At 33.9% G+C, this 24,532-nt stretch carries 22 protein-coding genes and 1 pseudogene; 6 read left to right on the plus strand and 17 right to left on the minus strand.

Annotation, left to right across the window (positions count from 1 at the left end):
• Positions 1 to 21: 21 nt before the first annotated feature.
• Complete coding sequence (locus G6O73_RS04855; protein WP_057886170.1) at positions 22 to 1,374, minus strand: M20/M25/M40 family metallo-hydrolase; 1,353 nt, start codon at positions 1,372 to 1,374, stop codon at positions 22 to 24.
• Positions 1,375 to 1,511: 137 nt separating this feature from the next.
• On the opposite strand from G6O73_RS04855, the gene G6O73_RS04860 reads away from it, so the two are divergent.
• Positions 1,512 to 2,381 (plus strand): LysR family transcriptional regulator, encoded by an 870-nt coding sequence (locus G6O73_RS04860; protein WP_268871652.1) that lies wholly within the window; start codon positions 1,512 to 1,514, stop codon positions 2,379 to 2,381.
• Positions 2,382 to 2,598: 217 nt separating this feature from the next.
• Here the strand turns inward: G6O73_RS04860 and G6O73_RS04865 are convergent, their stop codons facing one another.
• Positions 2,599 to 3,204, minus strand: a complete 606-nt coding sequence (locus G6O73_RS04865) for a TetR/AcrR family transcriptional regulator (protein WP_057886172.1) — start codon at positions 3,202 to 3,204, stop codon at positions 2,599 to 2,601.
• Between the two features lie 121 nt (positions 3,205 to 3,325).
• Here G6O73_RS04865 and G6O73_RS04870 point away from each other — a divergent pair, with 121 nt between their 5' ends.
• From G6O73_RS04870 to G6O73_RS04880, 3 genes are all read left to right on the plus strand, one after another.
• Positions 3,326 to 4,798: a DHA2 family efflux MFS transporter permease subunit gene (locus G6O73_RS04870; protein WP_057886173.1), complete on the plus strand. Its 1,473-nt coding sequence runs from the start codon at positions 3,326 to 3,328 to the stop codon at positions 4,796 to 4,798.
• Positions 4,799 to 4,865: 67 nt separating this feature from the next.
• Positions 4,866 to 5,384: a hypothetical protein gene (locus G6O73_RS04875; protein ID WP_057886174.1), complete on the plus strand. Its 519-nt coding sequence runs from the start codon at positions 4,866 to 4,868 to the stop codon at positions 5,382 to 5,384.
• A 260-nt stretch (positions 5,385 to 5,644) separates the two neighbouring features.
• On the plus strand, positions 5,645 to 6,232 hold the full coding sequence (locus G6O73_RS04880; protein ID WP_057886175.1) for a hypothetical protein: 588 nt from the start codon (positions 5,645 to 5,647) through the stop codon (positions 6,230 to 6,232).
• 152 nt (positions 6,233 to 6,384) lie between these two features.
• Here G6O73_RS04880 and fucP read toward each other — a convergent pair whose 3' ends face one another.
• Genes fucP through rbsK form a run of 3 tightly spaced genes read right to left on the minus strand, consistent with a single transcriptional unit; the run spans position 6,385 to position 9,100 of the window.
• Entirely contained in the window at positions 6,385 to 7,743 is a 1,359-nt protein-coding gene (gene fucP, locus G6O73_RS04885) for an L-fucose:H+ symporter permease (RefSeq protein WP_057886176.1), read from the minus strand.
• A 37-nt stretch (positions 7,744 to 7,780) separates the two neighbouring features.
• On the minus strand, positions 7,781 to 8,176 hold the full coding sequence (rbsD, locus tag G6O73_RS04890; RefSeq protein WP_057886177.1) for a D-ribose pyranase: 396 nt from the start codon (positions 8,174 to 8,176) through the stop codon (positions 7,781 to 7,783).
• A 15-nt stretch (positions 8,177 to 8,191) separates the two neighbouring features.
• Entirely contained in the window at positions 8,192 to 9,100 is a 909-nt protein-coding gene (gene rbsK / locus G6O73_RS04895) for a ribokinase (RefSeq protein WP_057886178.1), read from the minus strand.
• Between the two features lie 152 nt (positions 9,101 to 9,252).
• Between rbsK and rbsR the strand changes: the two genes are divergently transcribed.
• Together rbsR and G6O73_RS13045 are read left to right on the plus strand one after the other, a co-directional pair.
• Positions 9,253 to 10,287, plus strand: a complete 1,035-nt coding sequence (gene rbsR, locus G6O73_RS04900; protein ID WP_057886179.1) for a ribose utilization transcriptional repressor RbsR — start codon at positions 9,253 to 9,255, stop codon at positions 10,285 to 10,287.
• Between the two features lie 605 nt (positions 10,288 to 10,892).
• Positions 10,893 to 11,141, plus strand: coding sequence for an IS3 family transposase (locus tag G6O73_RS13045; RefSeq protein ID WP_157056696.1), 249 nt, complete (start codon positions 10,893 to 10,895; stop codon positions 11,139 to 11,141).
• A gap of 96 nt (positions 11,142 to 11,237) precedes the next feature.
• Here G6O73_RS13045 and G6O73_RS04910 read toward each other — a convergent pair whose 3' ends face one another.
• The 12 genes and pseudogenes from G6O73_RS04910 to G6O73_RS04965 form a co-directional block, all read right to left on the minus strand.
• Positions 11,238 to 12,095, minus strand: coding sequence for a metallophosphoesterase (locus G6O73_RS04910; protein ID WP_057886181.1), 858 nt, complete (start codon positions 12,093 to 12,095; stop codon positions 11,238 to 11,240).
• Positions 12,070 to 12,990, minus strand: coding sequence for a histidinol-phosphatase HisJ (hisJ, locus tag G6O73_RS04915; RefSeq protein WP_245002968.1), 921 nt, complete (start codon positions 12,988 to 12,990; stop codon positions 12,070 to 12,072). The genes G6O73_RS04910 and hisJ overlap by 26 nt, the downstream gene beginning before the upstream one ends.
• A 5-nt stretch (positions 12,991 to 12,995) precedes the next feature.
• On the minus strand, positions 12,996 to 14,027 hold the full coding sequence (locus tag G6O73_RS04920; protein ID WP_057886183.1) for an ABC transporter ATP-binding protein: 1,032 nt from the start codon (positions 14,025 to 14,027) through the stop codon (positions 12,996 to 12,998).
• A gap of 6 nt (positions 14,028 to 14,033) precedes the next feature.
• Entirely contained in the window at positions 14,034 to 14,801 is a 768-nt protein-coding gene (locus G6O73_RS04925; RefSeq protein WP_057886239.1) for an ABC transporter permease, read from the minus strand.
• Between the two features lie 41 nt (positions 14,802 to 14,842).
• On the minus strand, positions 14,843 to 15,661 hold the full coding sequence (locus tag G6O73_RS04930; protein ID WP_057886184.1) for an ABC transporter permease: 819 nt from the start codon (positions 15,659 to 15,661) through the stop codon (positions 14,843 to 14,845).
• Positions 15,662 to 15,664: 3 nt separating this feature from the next.
• Positions 15,665 to 16,750 (minus strand): ABC transporter substrate-binding protein, encoded by a 1,086-nt coding sequence (locus G6O73_RS04935; protein WP_057886185.1) that lies wholly within the window; start codon positions 16,748 to 16,750, stop codon positions 15,665 to 15,667.
• 260 nt (positions 16,751 to 17,010) lie between these two features.
• The gene (locus G6O73_RS04940; protein WP_057886186.1) at positions 17,011 to 18,276 is read right to left on the minus strand and encodes an oligosaccharide MFS transporter; all 1,266 of its coding nucleotides are present in this window, start codon (positions 18,274 to 18,276) and stop codon (positions 17,011 to 17,013) included.
• 24 nt (positions 18,277 to 18,300) lie between these two features.
• On the minus strand, positions 18,301 to 19,716 hold the full coding sequence (locus G6O73_RS04945) for a glycoside hydrolase family 32 protein (RefSeq protein WP_057886187.1): 1,416 nt from the start codon (positions 19,714 to 19,716) through the stop codon (positions 18,301 to 18,303).
• Positions 19,717 to 19,829: 113 nt separating this feature from the next.
• Positions 19,830 to 20,807 carry a LacI family DNA-binding transcriptional regulator gene (locus tag G6O73_RS04950; protein WP_057886188.1) on the minus strand — a complete coding sequence of 326 codons (978 nt, stop codon included), beginning with the start codon at positions 20,805 to 20,807 and terminating at the stop codon, positions 19,830 to 19,832.
• Positions 20,808 to 21,189: 382 nt separating this feature from the next.
• Positions 21,190 to 22,473, minus strand: coding sequence for a 5-methylcytosine restriction system specificity protein McrC (locus tag G6O73_RS04955; RefSeq protein WP_057886189.1), 1,284 nt, complete (start codon positions 22,471 to 22,473; stop codon positions 21,190 to 21,192).
• Between the two features lie 4 nt (positions 22,474 to 22,477).
• Positions 22,478 to 23,665, minus strand: a pseudogene (locus G6O73_RS04960) (McrB family protein); the annotation flags it as partial.
• A gap of 70 nt (positions 23,666 to 23,735) precedes the next feature.
• Positions 23,736 to 24,473 carry a hypothetical protein gene (locus tag G6O73_RS04965; RefSeq protein ID WP_057886191.1) on the minus strand — a complete coding sequence of 246 codons (738 nt, stop codon included), beginning with the start codon at positions 24,471 to 24,473 and terminating at the stop codon, positions 23,736 to 23,738.
• Positions 24,474 to 24,532 lie beyond the last annotated feature (59 nt).

Consider the following 24,532-nt stretch of genomic DNA (forward strand, 5'->3'; position numbering starts at 1 on the left):
TCCCCCTATGTTGTAACAAACTTAAACCTGATAAATTTTAATTAATTGATAAATAATTTTTATTCCTTGTAAAAAGGCTGTCAAACTAATATTTTCATTGGGTGCATGATTATGTTGATCAAAATTTGCTAAAGGTATAGTAAAAACCTGAGCTGCTAAATTATCTTGCCAAACATAATTAGGAACAGTTCCTGGCATCACTGGCTCAATAACTGCCTGTGAATCAATTTGCCGGATTCCTTGAATAACCTGCCGCTGCAATTCGCTACCCACACCCGCATAATAAGGTGGAATCGCACCCAAGTATTTAATTGTCAAAATTTTATTCCAAGGTGCTAAAAGCTGTTGAATTGATTTTTGAATTTTAACAACTTTTTGCCCACTAACTAAGCGAAAATCAATACGAACTTTAACTTGACCAGGGATGATAGTTTTAATCCCCTGTCCAAAAAAACCACCTTGGATTCCGTTGACGTTAAATGTCGGTTCAAACATTAATTTTCGATAATAGTCAACTTGACTAACTGATGAGTTAAAGAAATCTCTTTGTCCTTTACCTGAAATTTTAGGTGATGGTAATTCAGCTAAAAGTGCAAGTTCTGCCGGAGTAAGTGGTTCAATACCCTCATAAAAGTGCGGAATTAAAACTCGCTGCTGTTTAAAATCATATAGCTTTCCTAAAAGTTGATGCAAGACCAATACTGGATTCCCAGCAACATTGCCAAAGTTTCCCGAGTGCAAATCAGTGTCATTTGTCCTGAGCGTAATTTCCACTCCTAATAAACCACGATTTCCTAATCGTAAAACATGTTGTCCGGCAAAATTAAAAGAACCATCGATTACAAAAACTGTTTCGACATCTTGCAACTGATTACCAGCTAGCTGTTGAACTGTTTGATTCAAATGCGGACTGCCCTTTTCCTCCTCTCCTTCGATTACCAGCTTAATTGGGCAAGGAAAACTCTGATGTAATTGCTGAAACATATATAACCCAAAAATCACTGCCAACAGTTGTCCCTTGTTATCGCCTGCACCTCTTCCATAAAGCCGACCATCTTTGAAAGTCAGCTCAAAAGGATCTGTCTGCCATTTATCCAAGTCATCAGCTGCCATTACGTCATAATGCCCATAAAATAAAATCGGTTTGTTGTTGCTTTCGAATGAACCAAGTTGACACAAAATAACTGGTGAACCAGCCGTTGACAAAACTTCGATTTGACAATTAAATAACTTTTTAAGCAATCGGGTTAAAAAAGCTACTGTCTGCTCGATTTGCGAATCATTTCCACTAGTGCTTTGAAACCTGAGCAACCTTTTAAAAATCGCTAAAAACTCTTGTTGATTTTGTTGAACAAATTGATCACTGTCGTCCAAAACATCACTCCCATTTGCTTAGAATTAAATTAAATTGATTTAATTTGTTCTTAAGTATATTTTAGATTCGTCTAATTGTTAAATACTTTTTTTGTGATATCATATATAGAAAATGTTATGAATAAGGAGAATAAATCATTAGACTATTACAGCTTAGATATTTTATAATTACTGCTGAATTGCAAAATATCACTCATTCTGCCAAAAAGCTCCATATTTCTCAACCTTCTCTAAGCCGAACAATTATTGAATTAGAAAAAGAATTAAATTGTAATCTTTTTATTAGAAACAGCCGATCGATTATTTTAAGTGAAAAAGGCAAGCATTTTTATCGCAAGGTTAAAAGTTCGCTTAATATTCTCGATACTGCCGTTCAAGAAGTGCAAACCAGTCAAAGTCCTTTTGAAAAAGTTATTTCTTTACGTTGTGAAAAATCATCGCAAATTATTCCTGCTGTTATGCAAAATTTGAAACAAAGACTCCCTAATGTTGATATTCAACTGGTTCAACGCGGCTTTGAAGATGATTGGCTGGATCACTGCGATTTTGAATTTTCTACCCAAAAGATCAAGAATAATAAAAATATTTTATTATTAAAAGAAGAAATATTTTTAGCTGTCAGTCTGGAATCGGATTTAGCTACTCACGATTTTGTCGAACTAACCGACTTAAAAGAGCAAAAAATTATCATGTCTCAGCCTAATCCATTAAGAAGCATTATTGAAAACTTCTTCGCTAAAAACAACATAACTTTACGACCACGGTTCGTGACAAGTGATATAACAACTCAACATCAATTAGCTAAAAGCAACTTTGGCGTCTGCTTTGTTCCCCAATACACTTGGTTGTATAGCAATTTTTCAGATACTATTCTAATGCATCTGGGACCGCAAAAGCTTTTTAGAAATATTTACTTGAGTTTCCCGCCAAGTAAAGCAAACAAAAAATTCCACGCTCAAGTCATGGAATTAATTATTCGTTATTTTAAGAATATTACAGAAAAATGATGGTACTGTTAATCCAAAAACATCGAGGCGCGGTCAAGTCGTTGGTTCGAAAATTTTTGCAGCTTCAAAAGAAGCTCACTTTCTCTTAAAATGATGGAACGATGCTCCACAAGGCTCATTTTCTACATTGAAGAACTTCAAACACTGGTGGATCGATATTCACCTCCTCAATCAACCTGTTCTAGTTACCCATGGCATAAGAACCTGTTTAGTGAAGTTAATTGGTCTTACGGTTAGATTGGTAAATTGGTAATAAAACATCGTCAACTAACAATTCTAATTTGTGTTCATTTAAAGGCTGGTTAGTAAAAAGTTGAAATCTTAGCCAGTCAAACGGCAACAATCTAATCTCTTTAGGCAGATCTGTTTTTATGATCTCGCCTCTTTTTTTTGCCCGTTTAAGAACATGATCAAGCGCGATAAGATCGATCGCATTTCCCTCGCTGATTAATTGTTGAATCGTTGTGTCTTGCTCTTGAATTGCTTTCCCGAGCAGTTCGGTAATTTGAAAGTCTCTAAATGTTTGCATGCTAATAATAAATCGATGTAGTAGTTGTAATAAATCTTCGCGTAACGAATGTCCAGTTAAAGTTAATTCATCCGTTCGACCTTGATTTTCTGCTTTTATCTTATCTTGAATCGCGGCAACTGCTAGAGAAAATGGTGTCTGCCATCGACGATAAATAACTGATTTACTGGTTTTAGCCAAATCTGCCACATCGGTAAAATTTAAACTTGAAAACCCCTTATTTTTCAGAAGCTGTAAAGCAGCTTGATAAATTGCTTGTTCGAGGTCAGCACCACGACGACGTTTTTGAACCATAATAATTATCCTCCTCCAATAAGATACCAAAAGTATCTTATTGCTTTTTTTATCTTCAAAGAGTATTATATCAACTATCAAAGTAAGATACTAATAGTATCTTAAACGGGAGGAAACTATAATGAACAAAAAGATTCCAAAATCTACCATCATCATCGCCTGGGTTGTTGTTTTTGGCGCAATGGCACCATTACTTGATTCAACAATGATCAATATTGCTATTAATACGTTGGTTAGTAGCTTTAATAGTTCTGTCACAACAGTTCAATGGACCATTACCTGCTATGTCCTAGCAACTGGAATTGCTGTGCCATTTTCAAGTTGGTTGTTAAACAAATTTGATGGCAAACATGTGTTTATGTTTAGTGAAGTTTTATTCGGTATCGGATCTATTTTAGCCGCGATTTCACCAAATATTCAATTTCTAATTGGAGCGCGTTTGATTCAAGGATTTGCTGGTGGTTTAATCATGCCATTACTGACCACCCTTTTGGTTCAAACTGCCGGGGCTGCTGTTATGGGACAGATGATGTCGACGGTCGGTTTACCCATGATCTTGGGCCCGTTGATCGGACCAGTCATCGGCGGTGTTATCATCAAGTTTTTGTCTTGGCAGTGGATTTTTTGGATTAACGTTCCTGTGACCTTGACGTCACTTGGTTTAATTATTTGGAAAATGCCTAATTACCCTGCTCAAAATAAATCCGCCAAATTAGATCTTATTGGGACATTGCTCTTAATTGGATCCAGTAGCAGTATTATTTATGGCATGGTTAAAGCTGCTCATAAGGCCAACTTTAGCAATTCATCAACACTCACTTTTTTGGCAATGGGCACCTCACTACTAATTATTTATGTTATTTGGGGCGCAATTCGGGGGGGAAAAGCGGTCATTCCGCTTAATTTGTTTAAACACGGATCTTTTAATGGATCAATTATTGGCTTGTTTATTGCCGGAACCGTTCTTAATGGTGCCATGCTATTGTTACCACTTCTTTTCCAAAACGTACGTCATATGAGTGTGTTGATGGCCTCATTGGCTTTGATCCCCCAAGGATTGGGAATGTTGATTTCTCGCCCGCTCACTGGCCAATTGACTGATTCAATTGGTGCAAAATATGTTGTTATTGTTAGTGCTTTTATTGCTTTTGTTGGGACGATTCCTTTCTACTGGACTACTCAGAGAACATCTTACTGGATTATTGCCGTTGTTCTACTGGTTCGTGGAATTGGTGCTGGGGGAATTTTAATGCCATTGATGGCCGATTCTTATACCGGAATGAAGAATGATCAAATCCCGAGTGTGACAATTGGTTCCCGAATTCTGCAAAATATCGGAAGTGCCTTTGGATCATCGTTAGTCACAACGGTCGTAACTGCTTTTTCAGCTTCGCATGTTAAAAGTTTTCGGCATCAATTAAAAATGGGCAGCATCAAACCGACATCAGATCAATTGGCTACTTTTATCCATCAACATTTAGTTACTATTCGACTTGAAGCATTTCAACAGGGATTTTTAATGATTTCTCTGGCGGTTTTGTTAATCATTTTGCCAGCTCTGTTGCTTTCTAACAAAATAAAATCAAAAGGATAAGCAGATAACGGTTAACGAACTACTTGAAGGATTCAAGAATTTTGTCTGAGGAGAGGCTGATTTGATCATGAAAAATGATATTTTAACAATCATGCGTAACTGGTACATTGCCCTTGGTGTTGTCTTATGGCTCACGTTCGTTACAATTTTTGTTTCAAAGCGCTACCTCAATAGCTCCCCAGTTAGCTGGGTCAAATTGTATTTAACACCCATTATATTTATTGCTTTTGGCATTGAAAAAATTGACCATTTTCAACACTTGGCAGCCGCTTTAACAATTTTTTTAGTGATTATTTTGTTAGCCAGTTTCTTGGGTGCCCGACTAGCCTATAAACACCAAGCTTTTTTCTCTCAGAATAATCAAATTAAAATGATTGGTGGCAAATACGCGATTAGTTTAATGATTATGAATGTTATCGTGATGTTGCTTATTAATTTCCATGGTTGGGTAAATCCACAAAGTTATGCAACTTGGTTATATACATTAACCTATGCAACTACTTCGGCAATTGTTAAAGGATTATTAATTGGCCAATCAATTAATATGTGGTGGCATTTGAAGTTGTTACCTAAGAAGCATCCTTGAATCTCTGGAACGACGTCAATATTTGAGACACATTTTGTGAGAAATTTTTTAAACCAAAACCAGTTCTGCGTCTCAACTAAACATATCAGCTAAGATTATTCGATAATTAATCCAACCTTTTAAGTAAAGAAGATGTAATTTTTTTAAAATTTGAAGAGCCGAAAATAGATTGTTCAGATAAATCGAAATACTAAAAATTAACTTTTCTTTATGGTATGATAGAAAACGTTGTATTAATTAATTTTTTGGTGGTGAAAAGATTGAGTGACTGGTCAGAAGTAACTCATAATCATATTCTAGAAAAGAATAACGAATTAACTGAAAGCTTTTTAGAAGATCAGTTAGGAATTGAATTATTAAACAAAGGAATTTCAGCAGCTGAAATTCAAAAATTTACTGAAGCACTAGTGGGACTTTCGTATGATGACTATGGACGTGTACCTAAACGCTGGATTAAAGACAGCACAAAAAAAGTGCTTGAAAATAGTTTCCCAAAGAATTTAACATTAACTGCCGAAACAGTTAAGAAAGTTATCCCTGTCTTAACTAATTACGTTCTTTACTTGGAACAAGTTGGCTATATAAAAAACGGAAAAGCCCTGCAAGACGCAATTCGAAATGCAGAAAGTCAAATGAAGACAGAGTTTAAGACCGCACAATCAACGCAAAGTGATAAACCAGTTAATCCTGTCGAAGTGTTTATGCCACATGATAATGTTGAATCCCCAAATAGAGAATCTCATGCCATTCAGCAGCATTCAAGTACCATTCGAAAACATAAAAAAGTAATTAGCCTCATGGAGGTTAAGAAAAGACGTCGTTTATTAAAGCGACGTGGAAGAAAATAAAACGATACAAAAACCACTTGCTAGTCTTAAATTAGATTAACGAGTGGTTTTTTTGCAATAATATAACATCAGTCCAACTAAAATATTCGATTGAATTATTAGCACACGTTTATATGCTTTCCCAACCTAAACTGTAAAATGATCAGTTTATTTTAGCTATTCTCGCTTATCAACTCTGGATGTTTTAAATCATAACGATATTCAAATAGAAAATAAATTGTAACCATTACATAACAAATAGTTGGTACAATGAAAGAAAATTGCATAGAACTTGTTAAATCTGATACAACACCTTGAATCGCAGGTACAACCGCACCTCCTACAATTGCCATAACAATGAACGCTCCAGCCGTTTCAGTGAATCTTTTATCTTCAACTGTATCTAATGTATGAGCGTAAATAGTTGGCCATTCTGGACCGAAAAAGAAACTTGTGCAAATTGCCATCCATACTGCAAACATACTTGGAATAAATGTTGTCAAAATCAAAGTAACTGTGCCCAACGCTGAGTAAATTGTTAGGACTTTGGTCAAAGAAAAACGATTCATTAAAAAGTTTGCACATAATTTACCAATAAACCAAGCTATATATGAATAAATCATAAATGTGCTTGCATCAGAGTCCGTAATTGAATGATTCAAATCTAATGCTAAACGAATCGTAAATGACCAAACGGTTGTCTGCATCCCTACATAAATAAATTGTGCCATTACTCCTTTTTTAAAACGACTATTTTTAATAAGATATTTAAAAGTTTCTAATAAAGATGGCTGATCTCCCGTCTGTGACTTAAGACTAACTGCTTTTGATTTTGGCATTGGTGTTAAAGCCAGAATAAGAAGTATCAGAATTAAAATAAATAGAATATACTTGTATGGTTGCAAAGTAAGTTGCAACATTTTCTCTCCATATGCAATTCTTTCAGCTCCATGCATATGGCTCATAGTTTCCGAAAGATTGCCTACACTACCAAAAATTAGATATTTACCCAAAATAATTCCTGCCATATCTCCTAATGGAACTAATGTTTGAGAAATATTTAGTCTTATATTTGCATGTTTTTTTGGTCCTAACATTGAACTATAGGTATCACATGACGTTTCCAAGAAACTCAATCCAACAGCAATTGCAAAGATTGCTGCTAAAAACATCGTATACGTAGCCACTCTTGATGCTGGGAAAAACATACCGCACCCCAATATATAAAATATTAAGCCCATCATAATGGCAAACTTATAACTTTTCTTTTTTATCACAATAGATGCAGGTATTGCAATTAGAAAATATCCTCCATAAAATGCGCTTTGGACAAATGCTGTAGAAGCATCGTTTAATGTGAAAACGCTTTTAAATTGTGTAATTAAAATATCATTTAAAGATGCCGCTGCACCCCATAGAGGAAAAATCAAAGAAACTAAAATAAATTGAAAAATTGGTGTCCTGTCTAAATAACCATCCGCTAATTGTTTCCAACCTCTTTTTTCTTCAACTACATGATTTTCGTTGTTCATAAATAATTTGTCCTTTCTTAGGCTGCTATCAAACTATTTAGAAAGTCACTCCCGATTCTAGAATGATATTTGAAAAGGGTGTCATCTCTCCAGTCCTAACAAAAGCATGGCAATTTTTTAAATCCTTTTTCAACTCACTATGAGGTATATATGCAATTTCAATATCAGGTAATATTTTCTTAATTTCTTCAAGTTGTTTAGGGTTTTGAATTTTTATTTCTGTTGCTAAAAATATTTTTTGCACTTTCAATTCTGTCAAAATGTTCTTCAAAACTTCAATAAAACTTGGAATTTGTTTAGTTAAAGCCAAATCTATTTTAGGAGTTTCTTTAGGTACAGGCATTCCAGCATCTCCTACTCCTAACCAATCCATATGTCCCATATTTGCAATTACACTTGATAACTGAGAATTTATAACCGTTGTTTTTTTCATTTTCCTTTACTTCCCTTAAATTGAATTAACTTCTTGATTAGTCGGTATTGAGACTTGAGCCCCTAAACGCTGAACAGTTAAGGCACTAGCTCTTTGCGCGTAATTAATGGCCGATACCAAATTTTCAAAATTTGGATCTAATTCAGCCGATAAAGCACCGATAAACGTATCTCCAGCTGCCGTCGTATCAACTGCTTTTACTTTCATTGCTAGCAGAATGCCAAAATTATCTGAAAAGGAGTAAAACACTCCCTTCTCACCTAACGTAATAATTACATTAGCAATCCCCATTTCGTTAAATTTCTTAGCGTTAGCTTTCATTGAGCTAAGATCTATTACTGGTATTCCGGTTAATATTTCACTTTCAAATTCATTGGGAACCACTATGTCAGTTAAATCTAAAAGATTTCTCTCGACCTTTTCTGCTGGAGCAGGATTTAGAATAGTTTTCACGTGATTTTTTTTAGCAATCAGAAATGCTCTAACCGTTTCAGATTGTGGTATCTCAAATTGTCCTATCAAAAAATCGGACTGTTTAATTTTGTTACTTGATTCTGCAACTTCTTGCGACAAATTCTTGTTATTTGCACCACCGTAAACAATAATACTGTTTTGACCATTTTTATCGAGTAAAATATTAGCAGTACCTGTCCCTATATTTTTTGCAACTCCAATGCCAGAAACATCAATATTTTCTTCTTTTAAAGCTTCAACCAAAAATTCCCCAGATTGATCATTCCCCACTTTACCAATAAAGTTTGTAAGAGCTCCTGATCTAACTGCCGCTACAGCTTGGTTAGCTCCTTTTCCTCCAGCAGTACTGCTCTTATTTAGAGCCTTAATTGTCTCACCAGGCAAAGGAAATTTTTCAATTTGTAGCGTAGTATCAATATTTAAGCTTCCAATTACTGTAACAGAATTCATTTCTTGCCTCCAATTTTTGCTTTGGTAAAACGTTTTACTATATGTACAATATCACTCCGAGAAAGCGCTGTCAAATAAATAAAGAATAATCTTGTGTCTTAAAATGTGTATAATGAAAGTAATCAAATTTTAATTATCATTTAGGAGAATTTATGTCAAAACGAACAACAATCAAAGACTTATCTTTAGCCACGGGAGTTTCAATTACTACTATTTCACAAATATTAAATGGTAAAGGACAAAGATTTAGTTCTGAGACAAGGAATAGAGTCTTAAAGGCAAAAGAAAAACTAAATTATATTCCAAACTTTAATGCAAGAAATTTAATTTTAAAAAATCCTGGTACAATTGCAATATTAGTTCCTGATATTAGTAACTCCTTTTTCAGTACTTTAATTAAAGGTGTTCAATCAATTGCTATAAAAAATAAGTTTTTACCATTAATTTTTAATTCTAGTAAAAATGAAGATTTGGAGCGATACTATCTTAACAAAGCCGTTGAAAGAAATATCAATGGAATTATTATTGCTAGTTCTTTGATAAATAATACCTTTATTGATAATGTTCTAAAAAAAAATAAAATTCCTTATTTAGTATTAGATCAAAATGCAACTGGTGAAGGCGACAGAATCTTTATTGATGACTTACAGGGTGGAAAAATTGTTGCAGATTATTTGTTGAGCCTTGATCATAGAGACTTTATTGTTGTACTTCCTAAAAATCCTCCAAGAAATGTCGCAGCTAGACTTGATGGATTTTCTAAAGAAATAAACAAATTTAGTTCAAAAAAAACATCAATTAAAATCTTCTACTCTTCTTTAACCAAAGAAGGTGGGTACAAAGCAGCTGCGAGAATTCTAAAAGCTAAGCAAAAAGCTACAGCAATTTTCGCGATAAACGATGAAATTGCAGTCGGTATTTATCGGATGTTTCACGAAAAAAATATCAATATACCAAAAAAATTTTCAGTGATCGGCTATGATGACATTGAAATAGATCAATATATTTTTCCAAATCTCACTTCAGTTAGACAACCTGCCGAAAAAATTGGGATAGAAGCAACAAAATTATTAATTAAACGTATCAATAATCCCAGTAAAGAAAAACAATTTGTAAAGTTACCTGTAGAACTGATTATAAGGGAGAGTGCTCAAAAGATCTTTAGAAAAAAAAATCATAAGATTTAAAATTAAGGGCCTCATGAATCCTGCAACTATTGTAAGAGATTTCTATATATTTGAAAAGCTGTACTTTAGTTGATCTAAAATCTGGAGTTAGTATAAAACTTGAGACAGCTTTTGCGAGAGCGTAAAATTATTTCTTAATTAAGAAAGGATTGTTTCATAATAGCAAAACGCTATCTTGCCGAATTCAAGCAAAATATTATTGATTTATATCAGACAAGGTTAAGTCAGCTCCTGAATTAGCTAAAGGGATATGGTGTGGGTTATTCCACTATTTTAAAATGGGGCTCTGGCAGTCAAAAATCGCCTGTTAACTGCTTAACTGTTGATGAAACTATTTCGATAGGTGCATGGAAGTAACTATCTACTCCAAACACATATCTAGATATTCATTTTACAAGGTCCAAGTATGCAAAACTGCACCTAATATTCTCCGCAAAAAAACCGTTAATGGTGATTCACACTGATGTTAGGTGGGGCTATATCTCGTTACATGGGCTTCCTCACAACTATGATTAGGGCACGTTACATGAAGCCCAGAAGTATCTCAGGCCCGAAATCCAATCGCTACTTCACTCTGATGAAAGCTGGCAGTATCAATCAAATGCTTGGATACCAAAAGAAACTGGAGAAGATGGAAATCAAGCAAAGCAGGCATTTGTCATGACAATGCATCAATTGAGTTTTTTTTCAACCTGCTCAAGCGTGGATGCTTAAACAAATATCAGATTAATATGCTGATTGATTTGCGTAAACTAGTAAGTGATTATGTAAAATGTTTCAATAATGTCAGAACCCCAAGAAACAAAAATGACTTGACTCCTGTAAAATACAGGCATCAAGCCATGTCAGCTTAACTCCAAATATAACAACTTGTCTAATTTTTCTATTGTTGTACTTCAATATTTGAATCTGTTTTTAGTTAATTTCAATAATCATCGTAATTACTAGTTTTATTCAAATAGTTGCGTTTCCGTCTTGAAACAATCATTCATAAGTTCAATTACTCTAACACCGCGTGGCAATGTTCCATAGGCATTATAGCCAGTAATATTACCATATCCGAGTTTAAGGCCCCGATATTCACCAATGAAATTATTATCATGATCATGTCCAGCAAAAATTGCTTTTACATTCTGTTTACGTGCTAAACTATAGAATAAACCAGAATTAGTTACCGGAGAACAAATTTTTTCTTTCTTTTTGCCTTGAATAATCTTTTCCGTGGCTAGTTGATATTCCTTTAACGGGATATGCAAGAATCCAAGTTCAATGCTACTAGCTGCTCTTTTATATGGCAAATGGTTAAACCATTCAATTTGTTCTGGTTCAATAGCTGCATATTCCTCTTTATTTTGCCACTTTGAATATGAACCACTGTCCCAAACATAAATCAGATGTGCTAATTCACCATTATCGCGAAAAACTTCAAGTGTATAATTCTCTCTATCAGCTGTAATAAATGAATGATGTTTATCGGCTGGGAAAATCAAATGACTTTCTAGATTACGTAAATTTTGTCGATTGAATTTTCCTTCTGTATCATGATTGCCATAAGTAACCGCTACAGGAACTTCAAATTTATTTAACAAATCATACAGTTTATACAAAACTGCTTGGGGATCTTTAACAAGTTTCCCCCAGATTAAATCACCAGTAATCATAATTAGATTAAAAGAATTGACAGATAGAAATTTTTCCAAGGCTGCTAATGTTTGTTGACTTTTGCCAATTAACGGAGATGCTCCTAAATGGATATCCGTCAATTGACAAATTTTAAATGTTTCATTTGAGTTTAGTCTTAGTTGCATAGGTCAACTTTGCCTTCTTTCCAAAATAATACTTGCTTTCTAAATAAGTATTATAACCTTGGGCTACTGATGCAACTTGATGTGCATCAGCGCCAAAGACTAATGGTATTACCTTAACTTGAGCTTTAAAAAGCCAATCACTTGTTGGACTTAACTCAGTTTGAGTTAATCGAAACAGGCCAGCACAATTGCAATCCAAAAATCCTCCAGTTTTTAAAATTTCTTCTAAAATTTCCTGCATTTGCAGCACTGTGGTTCGATCATGCCAAATGGTCTGACTCGAAAATGAATTTCGCCATTTTCGGTAAAGCATCAGATGTCCATAACGATTTGGCTTGTATGGTATATCCCAATCTATTGCCTGTTTAATCGTGGCTAAATAAGCTTTAGCAACATTTAATGGCGAACCAAATTCATTTAAAACACCAGTTTTAAAATCCACTGCACTTTCGTCAACTGCACGTAAACCTGCTTTAGTAGGTAGAAAATGAACTGATAAAATACCCTCATCAATTTGATGCTGGTAACATCTAAGTTGCTCAGCAGTCCAGTCACGAAACTGAGCAAAATAATCGAATTCAAAACCAACTAAAATGCGAATCTGTTGTTGATACTTTTGTTTCAAAAATTGCATTTTTCGAAAATAGTTCGGCAATTCCTGCAGTGACATTGCGGCCGTATAAATTGCATGTCGAGAACCATCCGGATCTACAGCTTTGTAAAACGCCGGTGGCAATGGAAAATGTTCAGTAATTGAATAGGTCTTGAACCCAGCTGCTATTGCTTTTTGAATATATAACTCAGTATTCTCGCCAGATCCATGGGGACAGAACTCGGTATGATTATGACCGCTCCATGTTTTACGGTCAATTTTATTTAACTCAATTTGTGTCAACAAAATTAATCACCAACTTTTTGAATTGCAGATTCATTTAAATATAACTTCAAAGGCCGGTTCAATTCTAAAGGTAAAGTTTGATTTAAGAATTCAATTTTTAAAGGTATATGCTTTGCTGTGTCAAAAACATATTGTAGCCGATCACCCAGAACCGACCTCTGTGACAATTTCCCAGAAATTTCCATAAAACTTCCATTACTTGAAGGCCGCTGTTCGAATATTTCCGGTCGAATTATATAACTATCCTGTACCTGAACCGTTTGATCCATAATTGTTTTGAAACCCAATTGCTTAATCTCCGAACCTGTTAGTAAGTTATGATTTCCAATAAATTTTGCAATAAAGTTATTTTTAGGTTTGGCATATATTTCCATTGGTGAACCTTGTTGTTGCACTTTTCCTTGATCCATTACGATAATGTCATCTGAGATCGCCATTGCCTCAGCTTGATCATGGGTTACGAACAACATCGTAATTCCAAACTCTTGCTGATAGCGACGAATTTGATTTCGCAATTCAATTCTGATTTTGGCATCCAAAGCACTTAGAGGTTCATCAAGCAACAATAACTTAGGATGCAAAATCATTGAACGTGCGATTGCCACCCTTTGCTGCTGTCCACCTGATAAATTATCTGGATATGCCATTTTTTTATCTGCTAAGCCAACTGTTTCCAACATTACAGCTACTTTTTGCTCGATTTCTTTGTTTGATTTTTTCTTTACTCGCAAACCGTAGGCAATATTATCAAAAACCGTCATGTTCGGAAATAATGCATAAGATTGAAATACCATCCCAATATCGCGCTGATTTGCTGGCAAAGTTTGAATCTCTCTTCCTTCTAAGAAAATCTGACCTGAAACGTTTTGATTCAGACCGGCAATTGCACGTAATACTGTTGTTTTTCCACTACCACTCGGTCCAAGAAATGTTGTTAGAGCGTTGGGCTTAATATTAAAAGACATTCCTTGAATGATGGATGCACCTGACAAACTTATCCCTAAATTCTCAACTCGCAAAAATGATGAACTCATAATTTATTAGCCTTTCTTCGATAAACTCTTTTTTCCCCAATAATGTTTCATTGAGAAAATCATAATAGTTGAAACAAGAATCAAAAACAAAAAATAAATGGTTGTTAAAACACTACTTGCTTGCCCGTTACTTTGCATCAATCGATACATGTACACCTTTAAAGTTTCAAAATTTCCACCTAATAAGAGATTAGTCAAAACATACTCGCCAAAAGCGCTGGTGAATGTTAATAACATTGAAATAAAAATTCCAACTCGGATATTCGGTACAATGACTTTTAAAAATGCTTCAACTGGACGATCTCCTAAAACTAGAGCCTGTTCAAACATTGCGCGAAAATTTCTCGCAATAAAAGCATTGTCCAGTGACTGATAGGTCAATGGTAAACTCAGCAAGGATATTGCTAAAATTAAAATTAATAATTTTGGAACTGGAATTGCCGAATAAACTCTGATTAATCCTGTCACTAAGATAATTCCAGGAATTGTAAACGGTAAAACCGTTATAAAATGTAACTTAGATTTTATTTTGGGATTATAAACATTTGCATAAAACACCACGGGTAAAAAACAAGCCAACGAAATTAGTGTTGTCAATACACCTAATAACAACGAACGCAATAAGGCTGTTCCAAAATCACCATTAGAAACTAACTGCAAATACCATTTAATAGTAATTCCTTCTGGTAAAATCGTTTTTACCCAGACCGTAGAAAAGGAATAAATGATAGTTGCAATAATCGGGGCGATTAAATAAATAATTAACACAGTCATAATAAAACGAGCTGCTATTTTTTCCTTTTTGGAGACCAAACTTATCCTTCTTTCTGATTTCTAGTTAGGCGATTACCAACCCAAACAATTAATGCCATTACAACTGCGAAAACTGTTGCGAAGGCACAAGCCAGTGGAACATTAGCGACTATTTCACCATTTATTAAAGAACCAATCAAAGTTGGAATTGAAACCAAGTTATCACCAACTAAAGCATAAGCCGTTTCATAAGTCCCCATTGCATTAGCAAACAACAAAATAAAAACTTGGACAATGTTAGGTAAAACCACGGGCAAAATTACTTTTTGCAAAAAGAAAAATTTACTCGCTCCTAAAACATTCGATACCTCAAGCCATTCGTGATTTAAACTAGATAATACTGGAAACAAAAACATAATTCCTAATGGGATTTCAAAAAATGTATACGCAAATGTCATTCCGGTAATAGAATAGATGCTTGCTCCAACATGCCAACCTATTGCAGTGGAAATAGCTTTCCAGACACCCGCGTTACCAAATAAAATTATTAATGAAAAAGCCAGTGGAACTCCTGCAAAACTAGAAGACATATTAAATACCGTAAGTAAGATATTCTTTGCACCAGTAGTTAATCTAGTCAAAGACCAGGCTCCAAAAAGTGCCACTAAAATTGAAAAAAGCGAAGTAACCAATGAAATCTGCAAACTATTAGTAATAGCTTCACGATAGTAACTGTTGGTAAGTATTTGTTGATAATTTATTAAACTGAAATTTCCTGAAACTGATTGGAAACCAGCTGCAAACATGACACAAACTGGAATGAGCAAAACCAATACAACCAGTATTCCAAATGGTAAAAAAATTTTTAAACGATTCGACATTAGTTAATTAGCTCCCAGCACTTTTGTTTTCCATTCCTGACCTAGTTTTAAAGTTTCTTGATTCCATTTAGTATTATTTTTGACATGATAAACTTTTTTATAGTCACTGGAAGGTAATAATTTGCTTTTTACTGAAGCTGGTAACTTTACGTTTGTCCTAATTGGTCGCGCATAGCCTTTTGCCAGGTTGATCTGACCTTTATCAGAAAGAATATAAGCTCGCGCTAATTTAGCCGCATATGGATGAGCGGCATTCTTGTTAATTACTTCAGTATATCCGCTGCGGATTGTACCATCACTCGGAACAGTAATCTTAAAACGTTTTGAGCCAATCTGATGTGCGTAGTTTAAAGCATTAAAGTCCCACATAACAGCAACTTGAATTTCACCTTTCTGAAGATTTTGAATTGTCGTATCAACCGTTGAAAGCCGATTTTGTTTTTGAATTTTCTCAAAATAATTTAATCCTGGAGTCAAATTACTCTCGCTGCCTCCATTAGCATATGCTGCTGCTAAAACTGAATATTGTGCTTGGGCCTCGGTTGAGACATCGCCAATTGCAACTTTATATTTGCCAGAGGCTAGTTGACTCCACGATTTAGGAGCATCAGATGCCTTAACGTTTTTAGTATCAGTAACAAAAACGATTGAACCGGTATAACCAGCCGAATAATAACCTTTCTTATCCTTAGCCCAGCTCGGGATGTCTTTCCAGTATTTAGTTTTATATGCTGTCAGCAAATTTTCTTTAACAGCTGTCGGCGCAACGTTTAAACCAATATCACCGATATCAGGAGATGAAGAAGTTTTGCCGGCAGATTTAAATTTTTGCAATTCCTGAGCGCTAGACATATCAGTATCAGTATGTGCAATGCTATATTGACTTTTTAAATCATTCCAAGTTTCTATCCAGTTAGCCCAAGTATCTGGCATACCAACAGAAACAACTTTTCCTTCTTTTTTTGCTTGTTTTACAATTGTATTCCAGTTATCCGAACTTCCTGAGGCACTATTATTAGCACAACCACCTAGCACTCCCATAACAGCAATCACTGCTACCGTAACCCAAAACTTCCCACGTTTAACCATTCTACTTCCTCCTAAAATTATCTTTAACACAATTAAATTGTAAGATAACAAAGTAATGAAGTTGTGTAATTGCTGTAAATGTTTGGCTGTTTTTGAGTAAAGGATACGTAATGACTATTTTCAAGTTACTCAATAATTATTGTTGCACCCCACCTTGATAATCACTGCTTAATCGTAAAAAATAAACGAGCTTCAAAACAGAATGTTAATCCGGTTTCGAAGCTCGTTTTTTTTTTTCAATGTATCGCAGTTGGAACTATTTATGCTAAGGGTTGTCCATTAACATCTTGATCATCTTTTTTAATAATAAAGAAGGCATAAATACCTGCCAACAAAACAATTAAAGAAATAATCAAAAATGTCTTATTATATCCGATCCTATCATGCAATGCCCCAAATGGTGTAGAAAAAACTATTTGACCAACTTGAGCAGCTATCTGAAAGCCAACCATGTAAAGTGTCGCTGAAACTCGAGTATCGAAATGAAGAGTAAAGTAACGAAACATTGCCAGGATAAAAATAGCTGTTTCAGGTGCATGCAATAATTTAATAAACGAAACACCTACTGGATTTGTTACTAAACCACAACCTCCAATTCTAATTACCATAATTGCAATTCCAAGCAAGAGCGTTTTCCTAACACCAATTTTTTTCATCAATATCGGAACTAGGCCCATCATAATTGATTCCAAAAAGACTTCGATTGAATTTAAAATACCATAAGCTTGTTCTCCAACTGCAGATGTAGAAAAAAACTTTGTGAAGAACTCTGGGAACATCTGCTGATCAAATACAGTATAAAATGTCCAGCTAAAAATAATAAAAATAATAATTTTCCAAACGTCCCACATTTTAAAAACGCTCAAAATATCTTTAATTGACGGTGTATTCTTTTCATGCATATTCTCTGTTTTGTTTTCAAATTTATGGTTAACCGGATTTTTTTCAGGATTCAAAAATAGTAAAACTAAAAACAAAACTACAGCAATTAATGAACCAATCCAAAAAAGTAAATATGGATTTATCGTAAATAGATATCCCGCAATAAGAGCAGCAACTGCGTAACCAAAAGACCCCCAAGCTCGAGCTTGTCCATATTCAAAGTTAAAACGACGACTCATCCGTTCAATTAGCGCTTCAAACGTTGGTGAAGCTGCCAAAAAAGCTGCTGAAAGATATATCGATCCTAATAAAGCACCTGCGAAAAAACTTGCTTTTAACATTGGAACATAAATCCATGTAAAAAAAGGTCCAAGGAAGATTTCAAGTACTGTACAAAAAATTAATAAATTCTTTTTACGGCCTAATTTATCTTGTAATGTGCCATAAACAAGCATCAAAATTAAAGTAATTGCCGAGTCAAAAGAGTAAATTGTCCCAACTTGTGAACCAGAAAAACCTAAAGAATTAGTTAACCAAATTTGAAAAAAAGACCACCAAATTCCCCAGGAAACAAAGAACAACAAAATCATAATTGAATTATTCAAATAAAACGGATTAGATAGCGCTTTCTTTATTTTGCTCATAAAAACCTCTTCCTTCTCGATTCATTATTTCAGATCATAAATTTGCGAATTAACTGTAATTTGTTCATTTGCACAAAGATTAATATTCATTTTTCCTTCATAATAAAATCTTTCAGAAAAAACAACCTCTCCATCATTAATAAAAAATTCAACTGAACTTGTATCAATAAATATCCTAATTTTTATTTTTTTGTTTTGAAGTGTTTTACCATAACGATACGGATCTGGACCACTTCGAAACAGAGTTAATAAACAGGTCTTCGTATTAAAAGTCAATGACATTTCCTTGTCGTCCGTTGTTTTTAAATATACCTCAAAATAACTACCAAGCCATTCTTCAAAATTCGCTTGTAAATTTATTTCTAGATGTTTAGTATTTGACAAGTCTAATTTAGTATCAGACACACTTAAAGACTGATCCAGTACCTTTTTCCTTCTGAGCGATTTAGTTTCGCTAACTGGTAACATATAAATTTTACTATCATGCAAAATTAATTCTCGTGGCAAAGTTAAAGCACCTGCCCAACCATCTCTTTTTTCAGGCATTGAAGCTTCCCACATATCCATCCAACCAAATAAAATACGTCGACCATCTGGAGCAATAAATGTTTGAGTAGCATAAAAATCATGACCTTTGTCAAGTTCCTCAAAAGAGCCATGTTTTAATTGGCTGTTGAGATAATTAAATTTTCCAATAAAATAACCTGTCTGATACAAATTCAAGAATCTATTTTTTTGCCTCTCAATACCTTGAGGTGAGAAAAGTAAGATATCTCTTCCATTCAAACGAAATAGATCTGGACATTCCCACATAAACCCATCGTTTTTAATATTTTTAGCAACAGTAACTACTCCATTGTATTGCCAATTTAGTAAATCTTTTGATTTGTATAATAGTATTCGACCTAATTTCTCACTATTTTGACTTCCAACAATCAAATAATAAATGCCATCATGTTCCCATACCTTAGGATCGCGAAAATGCTGAGTGTTATCACTTGGGGGATTTGAAATAACAGGATTCTTTTCATATTTTTTGAAATGTATTCCATCTTCACTAATTGCAATATTTTGATTTTGCCAAAAATTATCTTGATCATTTTTATCGTAGTAGTGATGACCAGTGTAAATTAGAAATAATTTATTGTCCTTTACAATTGCACTGCCAGAAAAGCAACCATCCTCATCTTCAATATCTCCTGGAACTAACGCAACTGGCAAATTTTCCCAATGTAATAAGTCTTTGCTACGCGCGTGTCCCCAATGCATAGGACCCCAAGATGAATCATAGGGATAATATTGATAGAAAACATGATAAAATCCCTTAAAATAAGCAAGACCATTTGGATCATTCATCCAGCCTGATGGTGCAGAAAAATGGTACTTTAATCGATACCTATGATTAGTAACTGGAATCACCTTAAACTGATTTACTTCCATTGTTGATCCTCCTCACAAAATTTTAGTGTCAACCGGTTGACACTCTTAGAAAACGCTTTCTATTTATATTATAATCAAGTATCAGATTGTGTCAACCGGTTATCATAAATAAGTCAAACTGAACGTCCATGCCAAACTCTAACAGGCAAGACTTGTTCACATATTATATTTTCACCGGAAATTCTTTGCAATAGAGTATGTACTGCCGCCTCCGCCATTGCTGAAATTGGTTGTTCGATAGTGGTTAATTTGGGTAACAATAGTCTTGTAGAATGGGCACTATCATATCCAATAATTTTTAAATCAGCTGGAACCTCGATCCCTAGTTCCTCAGCGGTTTGCCAAACCATTGCAGCATCAATATCATTTGTTGCAAAGACTCCATCCATTGTAGGGAACTTTTGAAACATCTTTTCAATGGATCGTTTCTTTTTTTCAATACTCCAGCTGAAATTTATTAAAAAGGTTCGCGGTTCCAAACCGTGTGCTTTCATAACATCTTTATAAGCTTGACGTCTCTTATGGGCTGGTGTCTGTAGACTTAAGGGCCCATCTGTGATCACAATAAACTTTGCTCCTCTTTTAATTAATAACTCTGTTGCTAATTTCCCGCCCTGATAATTATCAGACGAAATAACTGGAATATCCTTGTTTATAATTCGGTCTATTGCAACAATTGGCAAATTTGTATTCATATATTCATCAATATTATAATTATGTGCACCAACAATTAATCCATCAACTTGATTTGAAATTAACTCCCTTAAATAAGCTTTTTCTTTTTCGGGATCATTCATCGAGTTGCCGATAAAAACTTTAAAACCTGCTTTAAATAACCTTGGTTCCAATTCTGCTACTAGTTCACCAAAAAAAGGATTGTCAACTGTTGGAAAAATTAATCCAACTAAATTAGTTTTTTTTCTAAAAAGCTGTCGTGCTACAGCATTAGGTTGATAGTTTAACTCTTTCATTGCTTTATTAACTTTTTTCTTTGTTTCTTCACTTAGATAGCCTCGATTGTTTAAAACCCTTGAAACAGTTGTTTTGGAAACTCCAGCTAGCTTAGCTACATCATCTAATTTGATAGTCAATTTCTAATTCACCCACTTAGTTCATTTATAACTGAATTTTCTTTACTTTACAAAAAGAAGCTATCAAAAATTACTATACTGTTTTATCAGAATTGACAAAATTACTATTTAGATTTCCTCAAACAACAATATAATTCAACTTGATTTATTTCAAAATAAAATACCTCTCCAATAATACTCTACGATCGAAAATTTTTACTATATTCAAAAAACCTAAGCCTAGAGATTTAATTAATTTTAGAAATATCCTATTTTCTTAAGTAATCATTTGAAAATTAAGTTTAATTTATTGGAAAAATTTTTCTTATCCAATTATATAGTAGCATAATTCTTATTCATTATTTATACACTTGATTTATTGATTATTAAACTCATTTTCTGGTTAGCCCACTTGATTGAAGTCCAATACCTTTAATTTATTTTCAATCTCCTTAATTTGGTTTTTAAAATCTGGATAGTCTTTATATTTTTGAGGCACAAAAAATTTGTAGCTAAACATTTCTCCGCCGCCATATAGCTCACCAAGCAAATCTAATCCCTGTCTATCTGAATTGTCAGTTGGTTGCAGAAAAATACCTTTGTTCGCTTTCATGATGTGAATATAGGTAGCTAACTGATTATAGTCATTTTGCTTATCTATATTTTTTTTGTATTTCGTGTCGATTGGTATACCATGATCTTCGAAGTCAGGATACCGATGTTGTTGATTTTCTATACCTAATTTTTGAAAAAGATTTTTAGTTGCCAACCCCTCTTTTCGACCATAATGTTTCCAACCAGTAATTTTACAAATGTACTCTTCCCAAAGCCAAGCTACATCAATGATAATTCCATAAACTTGACTTTCATCATCTCCAAATCCGATTTTCTCTTCAGTAAGTATTTGAATACATAATCGCTGTAATTCAGCATACTCTTTAAAATATCCATATTTCACAGAATTTAAAATATTATTCTGAACAACATTTTCTCTCTCCCTTCGTGAATATGAATTTGTGATTTGATGGATGATCCTAGCATTTTCTTTAGTAATTTCACTGCCTAAAAGCAAAAAATTGTATTTCAGTTGAATTTTCTCAATCGTATGGCGAATTAATTCTGTAATGTTGTTATCGTAACTAAATTCACGTGTTCTATAGGCTACTTTACCAACAAAAGGAATGTTATTTTTAATTTGACCAGCAATATCTATTGGGCCTTTAATGTTAGCGTCGTTATATTTTCGCTGCACATATTCTTTATAAACACCTTTCGCCAGAGCTTTATTTAAATAATAAGGAAATAAAAACACCAATAAATCGTAATAAGACATCTCTTGTGACTGATTCAATTGGTTATTTATTACATTATAATTCAAAACCTGCTGTATCATGTAACGTAAAAAGTAATTTTGCTGATCATTTTTACTAAATCTTGAATTAATATGGAATTCATCCTGATCATTACTAATAATGCCCACAACATTGCAAGTTCGCGTCTTGCCGTTTTTTTGTTGAAAAATATAGTTATCTCGATCCAAATCATCAGAATCTTTTAACTGTTGAGGAAAAACAATAAAATTTTCCTTATCCAAAGTAGCTAGATCTTTGTTTGCCAACTGAGTAACAATTGAATGGGATTCAAGTCCCTCAATATTTGAATTATCTTCCAACTTAAAAGAACTCATAAAATCAGCCCTCCTTGTTTTTTGAAAAATAACTCTTACTAATTTTGTCTAATTTACTTTTAGCTTCACGTTCACCACGAAAATAATCTTTTAGTAAAGGATAAAGTTTGTTATTCCATAACGGAGCATCCTCTTTAGTAATTTCTGGTGTAACCAAATTTTTAAAGTAGCTTGCTCCAATTTGGTAATCTGTTGTTAATCTGCCTTCTTTAATAATAGCTTCATTAAGCCGTTTCATTTGTTCCTTGACTTCAGCATTAAGATTCATGTTTTCGGCTGATTCTTCAGCAGTTATTTCAATGAATGTAAAACGACGTCGCATTGCAAAGTCAAAAGTGTCAACTGAACGGTCAATATCATTCATAGTTCCAATGATATAAACATTGCCTGGAATATAAAACTTTTCTTCAGTATTTTTGTGAAGGTTAGCATATTGTGTGAAAACTCCTTCTTTATTATCACGATATTCCGGATCTATTGAAAAGAAAAGTTCACCAAATATTTTAGAAATCTCGCCACGATTTATTTCATCAATAATAAAAACATACTTCTTCTCATTCGATTCTGAAACAACTGCCGGTTTATAAGGCTTAAGTCCAAATTCAGCTTTCAAGTGAGACACAACAGCTTTTCGATATGAATCTAAACCACCTTTAGGTACTCCCGGTAACCCACAATATACCCTATAAATTTGATCATGATTCCAATACATCTTTGTCTTATCTGGGTATACAACCTGCACCCCATTTCGATCATAAGAAACGAGATTTTTGATTGGTTTTCCCGTTAAAGTTTTTAATTCGTTATAACCAGTACCGGTAATCCCTTGATCCGTTACTTCAGAAAAGAATTTTTGCCAAGCTTCCTCAAAATTATCTTGTCCCTTAACTAATTTAGCTGCCTTTGCTTTTTCGACAAAAGACATAAAACTGCCTGATTTCAAGTAAAAGTTAACCACGCCATCATCGGAAGTTGCTGGTCTTAACCCTTCAACAAAATCTGTATAATCGTAGCTGGGATGAAACTGAACAAAACCAATTCTTTGTTTTTGTTCACTGGTTAATTTGGCTACATTAGTTGTTCGACCTTCCGAAACAATATCAGCTGCGATTTGGTTTGCTAAGTATGTTTTACCGGTACCGGGTGCACCATGGAAAATAACATTTTTTTCGTTTAATACTACTGTTGAATATTCGTTTTTATATGTAATCATATTCTCTTTTTCTTTCTCATCAGCACTTAATTTACTTTTGTTAGTATCTTCAGCTGGTAAGTACGGCATTTCGATATTGCCAAAGAATCCTGCTCAGTAAGCTTCCGTCTAACTCAGGATACTTATTTGAAATAGCTGCTGTTATGTCAAAATTTTGTTTATACACCCACCCATTGGTATTTAGCTTAACCAGCTTATCCCACAATTCTCTAAGATCTTTGCCTTTATTCATATTAATTCCAGAAAAAATCTCTTTTTTAGAATAAGCACAAAGTAATTTTGTTACTAGCGCTGAGCGATTGAAAAACGAATTTGCTCGAATAGAACTATTGAATACATCATCAGAAAACTCCGAACTTATACCCTTCTTAATAATCAAAAATAAATCTTTTTTAAGCAGCGTAAATTTTTCATCTAATTCATCCGCTGGAATAGCTCGGTTATTTTGATCATAATAAGTTTGGGCTTTTTTACTCCAATAAATTCCAAACTTGCCAGCATTTCCTCCTCCTATTCCAAGATACATTTTTGCATACTTTCCATTTTCTATTTCATGACAAAAAGATTTGTTTTGTGATCCCTTACCAATTACATATTCATCAATCTTTAATGTTCTTAATCGTTCAAGTGGCCACTCTGTTAAAAACTCTGAAGTTAATTTTTCATTTTGCTTTTTCCACTTATTAGCTTCTTTCAATAAATCTGATTTATTTTCTTCATACCATTTTGAAAAACCAGCAAAACTAATTTCAGGTTTGTTGATTTGTGAATCTGTAAGTTCTTCCATGATATAGCTCCTTTTTAATTTAAATAAAAGCAAAAACAGCTGGGTTGTAAACTAAATAT

It is taken from the genome of Liquorilactobacillus nagelii DSM 13675, assembly GCF_019444005.1.
Classification (GTDB): Bacteria; Bacillota; Bacilli; order Lactobacillales; family Lactobacillaceae; genus Liquorilactobacillus; species Liquorilactobacillus nagelii.

What these genes read in the sequence shown, in the direction of transcription:
- G6O73_RS04865 (WP_057886172.1), bottom strand. Translation starts at nt 3,204, where the DNA reads ATGGTTCAAAAACGTCGTCGTGGTGCTGACCTCGAACAAGCAATTTAT.
- rbsR (WP_057886179.1), top strand. Translation starts at nt 9,253, where the DNA reads ATGTCAAAACGAACAACAATCAAAGACTTATCTTTAGCCACGGGAGTT.
- G6O73_RS04935 (WP_057886185.1), bottom strand. Translation starts at nt 16,750, where the DNA reads ATGGTTAAACGTGGGAAGTTTTGGGTTACGGTAGCAGTGATTGCTGTT.
- G6O73_RS04965 (WP_057886191.1), bottom strand. Translation starts at nt 24,473, where the DNA reads ATGGAAGAACTTACAGATTCACAAATCAACAAACCTGAAATTAGTTTT.
- fucP (WP_057886176.1), bottom strand. Translation starts at nt 7,743, where the DNA reads ATGAACAACGAAAATCATGTAGTTGAAGAAAAAAGAGGTTGGAAACAA.
- G6O73_RS04930 (WP_057886184.1), bottom strand. Translation starts at nt 15,661, where the DNA reads ATGTCGAATCGTTTAAAAATTTTTTTACCATTTGGAATACTGGTTGTA.
- G6O73_RS04875 (WP_057886174.1), top strand. Translation starts at nt 4,866, where the DNA reads ATGAAAAATGATATTTTAACAATCATGCGTAACTGGTACATTGCCCTT.
- G6O73_RS04920 (WP_057886183.1), bottom strand. Translation starts at nt 14,027, where the DNA reads ATGAGTTCATCATTTTTGCGAGTTGAGAATTTAGGGATAAGTTTGTCA.
- G6O73_RS04940 (WP_057886186.1), bottom strand. Translation starts at nt 18,276, where the DNA reads ATGAGCAAAATAAAGAAAGCGCTATCTAATCCGTTTTATTTGAATAAT.
- G6O73_RS04910 (WP_057886181.1), bottom strand. Translation starts at nt 12,095, where the DNA reads ATGCAACTAAGACTAAACTCAAATGAAACATTTAAAATTTGTCAATTG.
- G6O73_RS04925 (WP_057886239.1), bottom strand. Translation starts at nt 14,801, where the DNA reads ATGACTGTGTTAATTATTTATTTAATCGCCCCGATTATTGCAACTATC.
- G6O73_RS04945 (WP_057886187.1), bottom strand. Translation starts at nt 19,716, where the DNA reads ATGGAAGTAAATCAGTTTAAGGTGATTCCAGTTACTAATCATAGGTAT.
- G6O73_RS04870 (WP_057886173.1), top strand. Translation starts at nt 3,326, where the DNA reads ATGAACAAAAAGATTCCAAAATCTACCATCATCATCGCCTGGGTTGTT.
- rbsD (WP_057886177.1), bottom strand. Translation starts at nt 8,176, where the DNA reads ATGAAAAAAACAACGGTTATAAATTCTCAGTTATCAAGTGTAATTGCA.
- G6O73_RS04955 (WP_057886189.1), bottom strand. Translation starts at nt 22,473, where the DNA reads ATGAGTTCTTTTAAGTTGGAAGATAATTCAAATATTGAGGGACTTGAA.
- rbsK (WP_057886178.1), bottom strand. Translation starts at nt 9,100, where the DNA reads ATGAATTCTGTTACAGTAATTGGAAGCTTAAATATTGATACTACGCTA.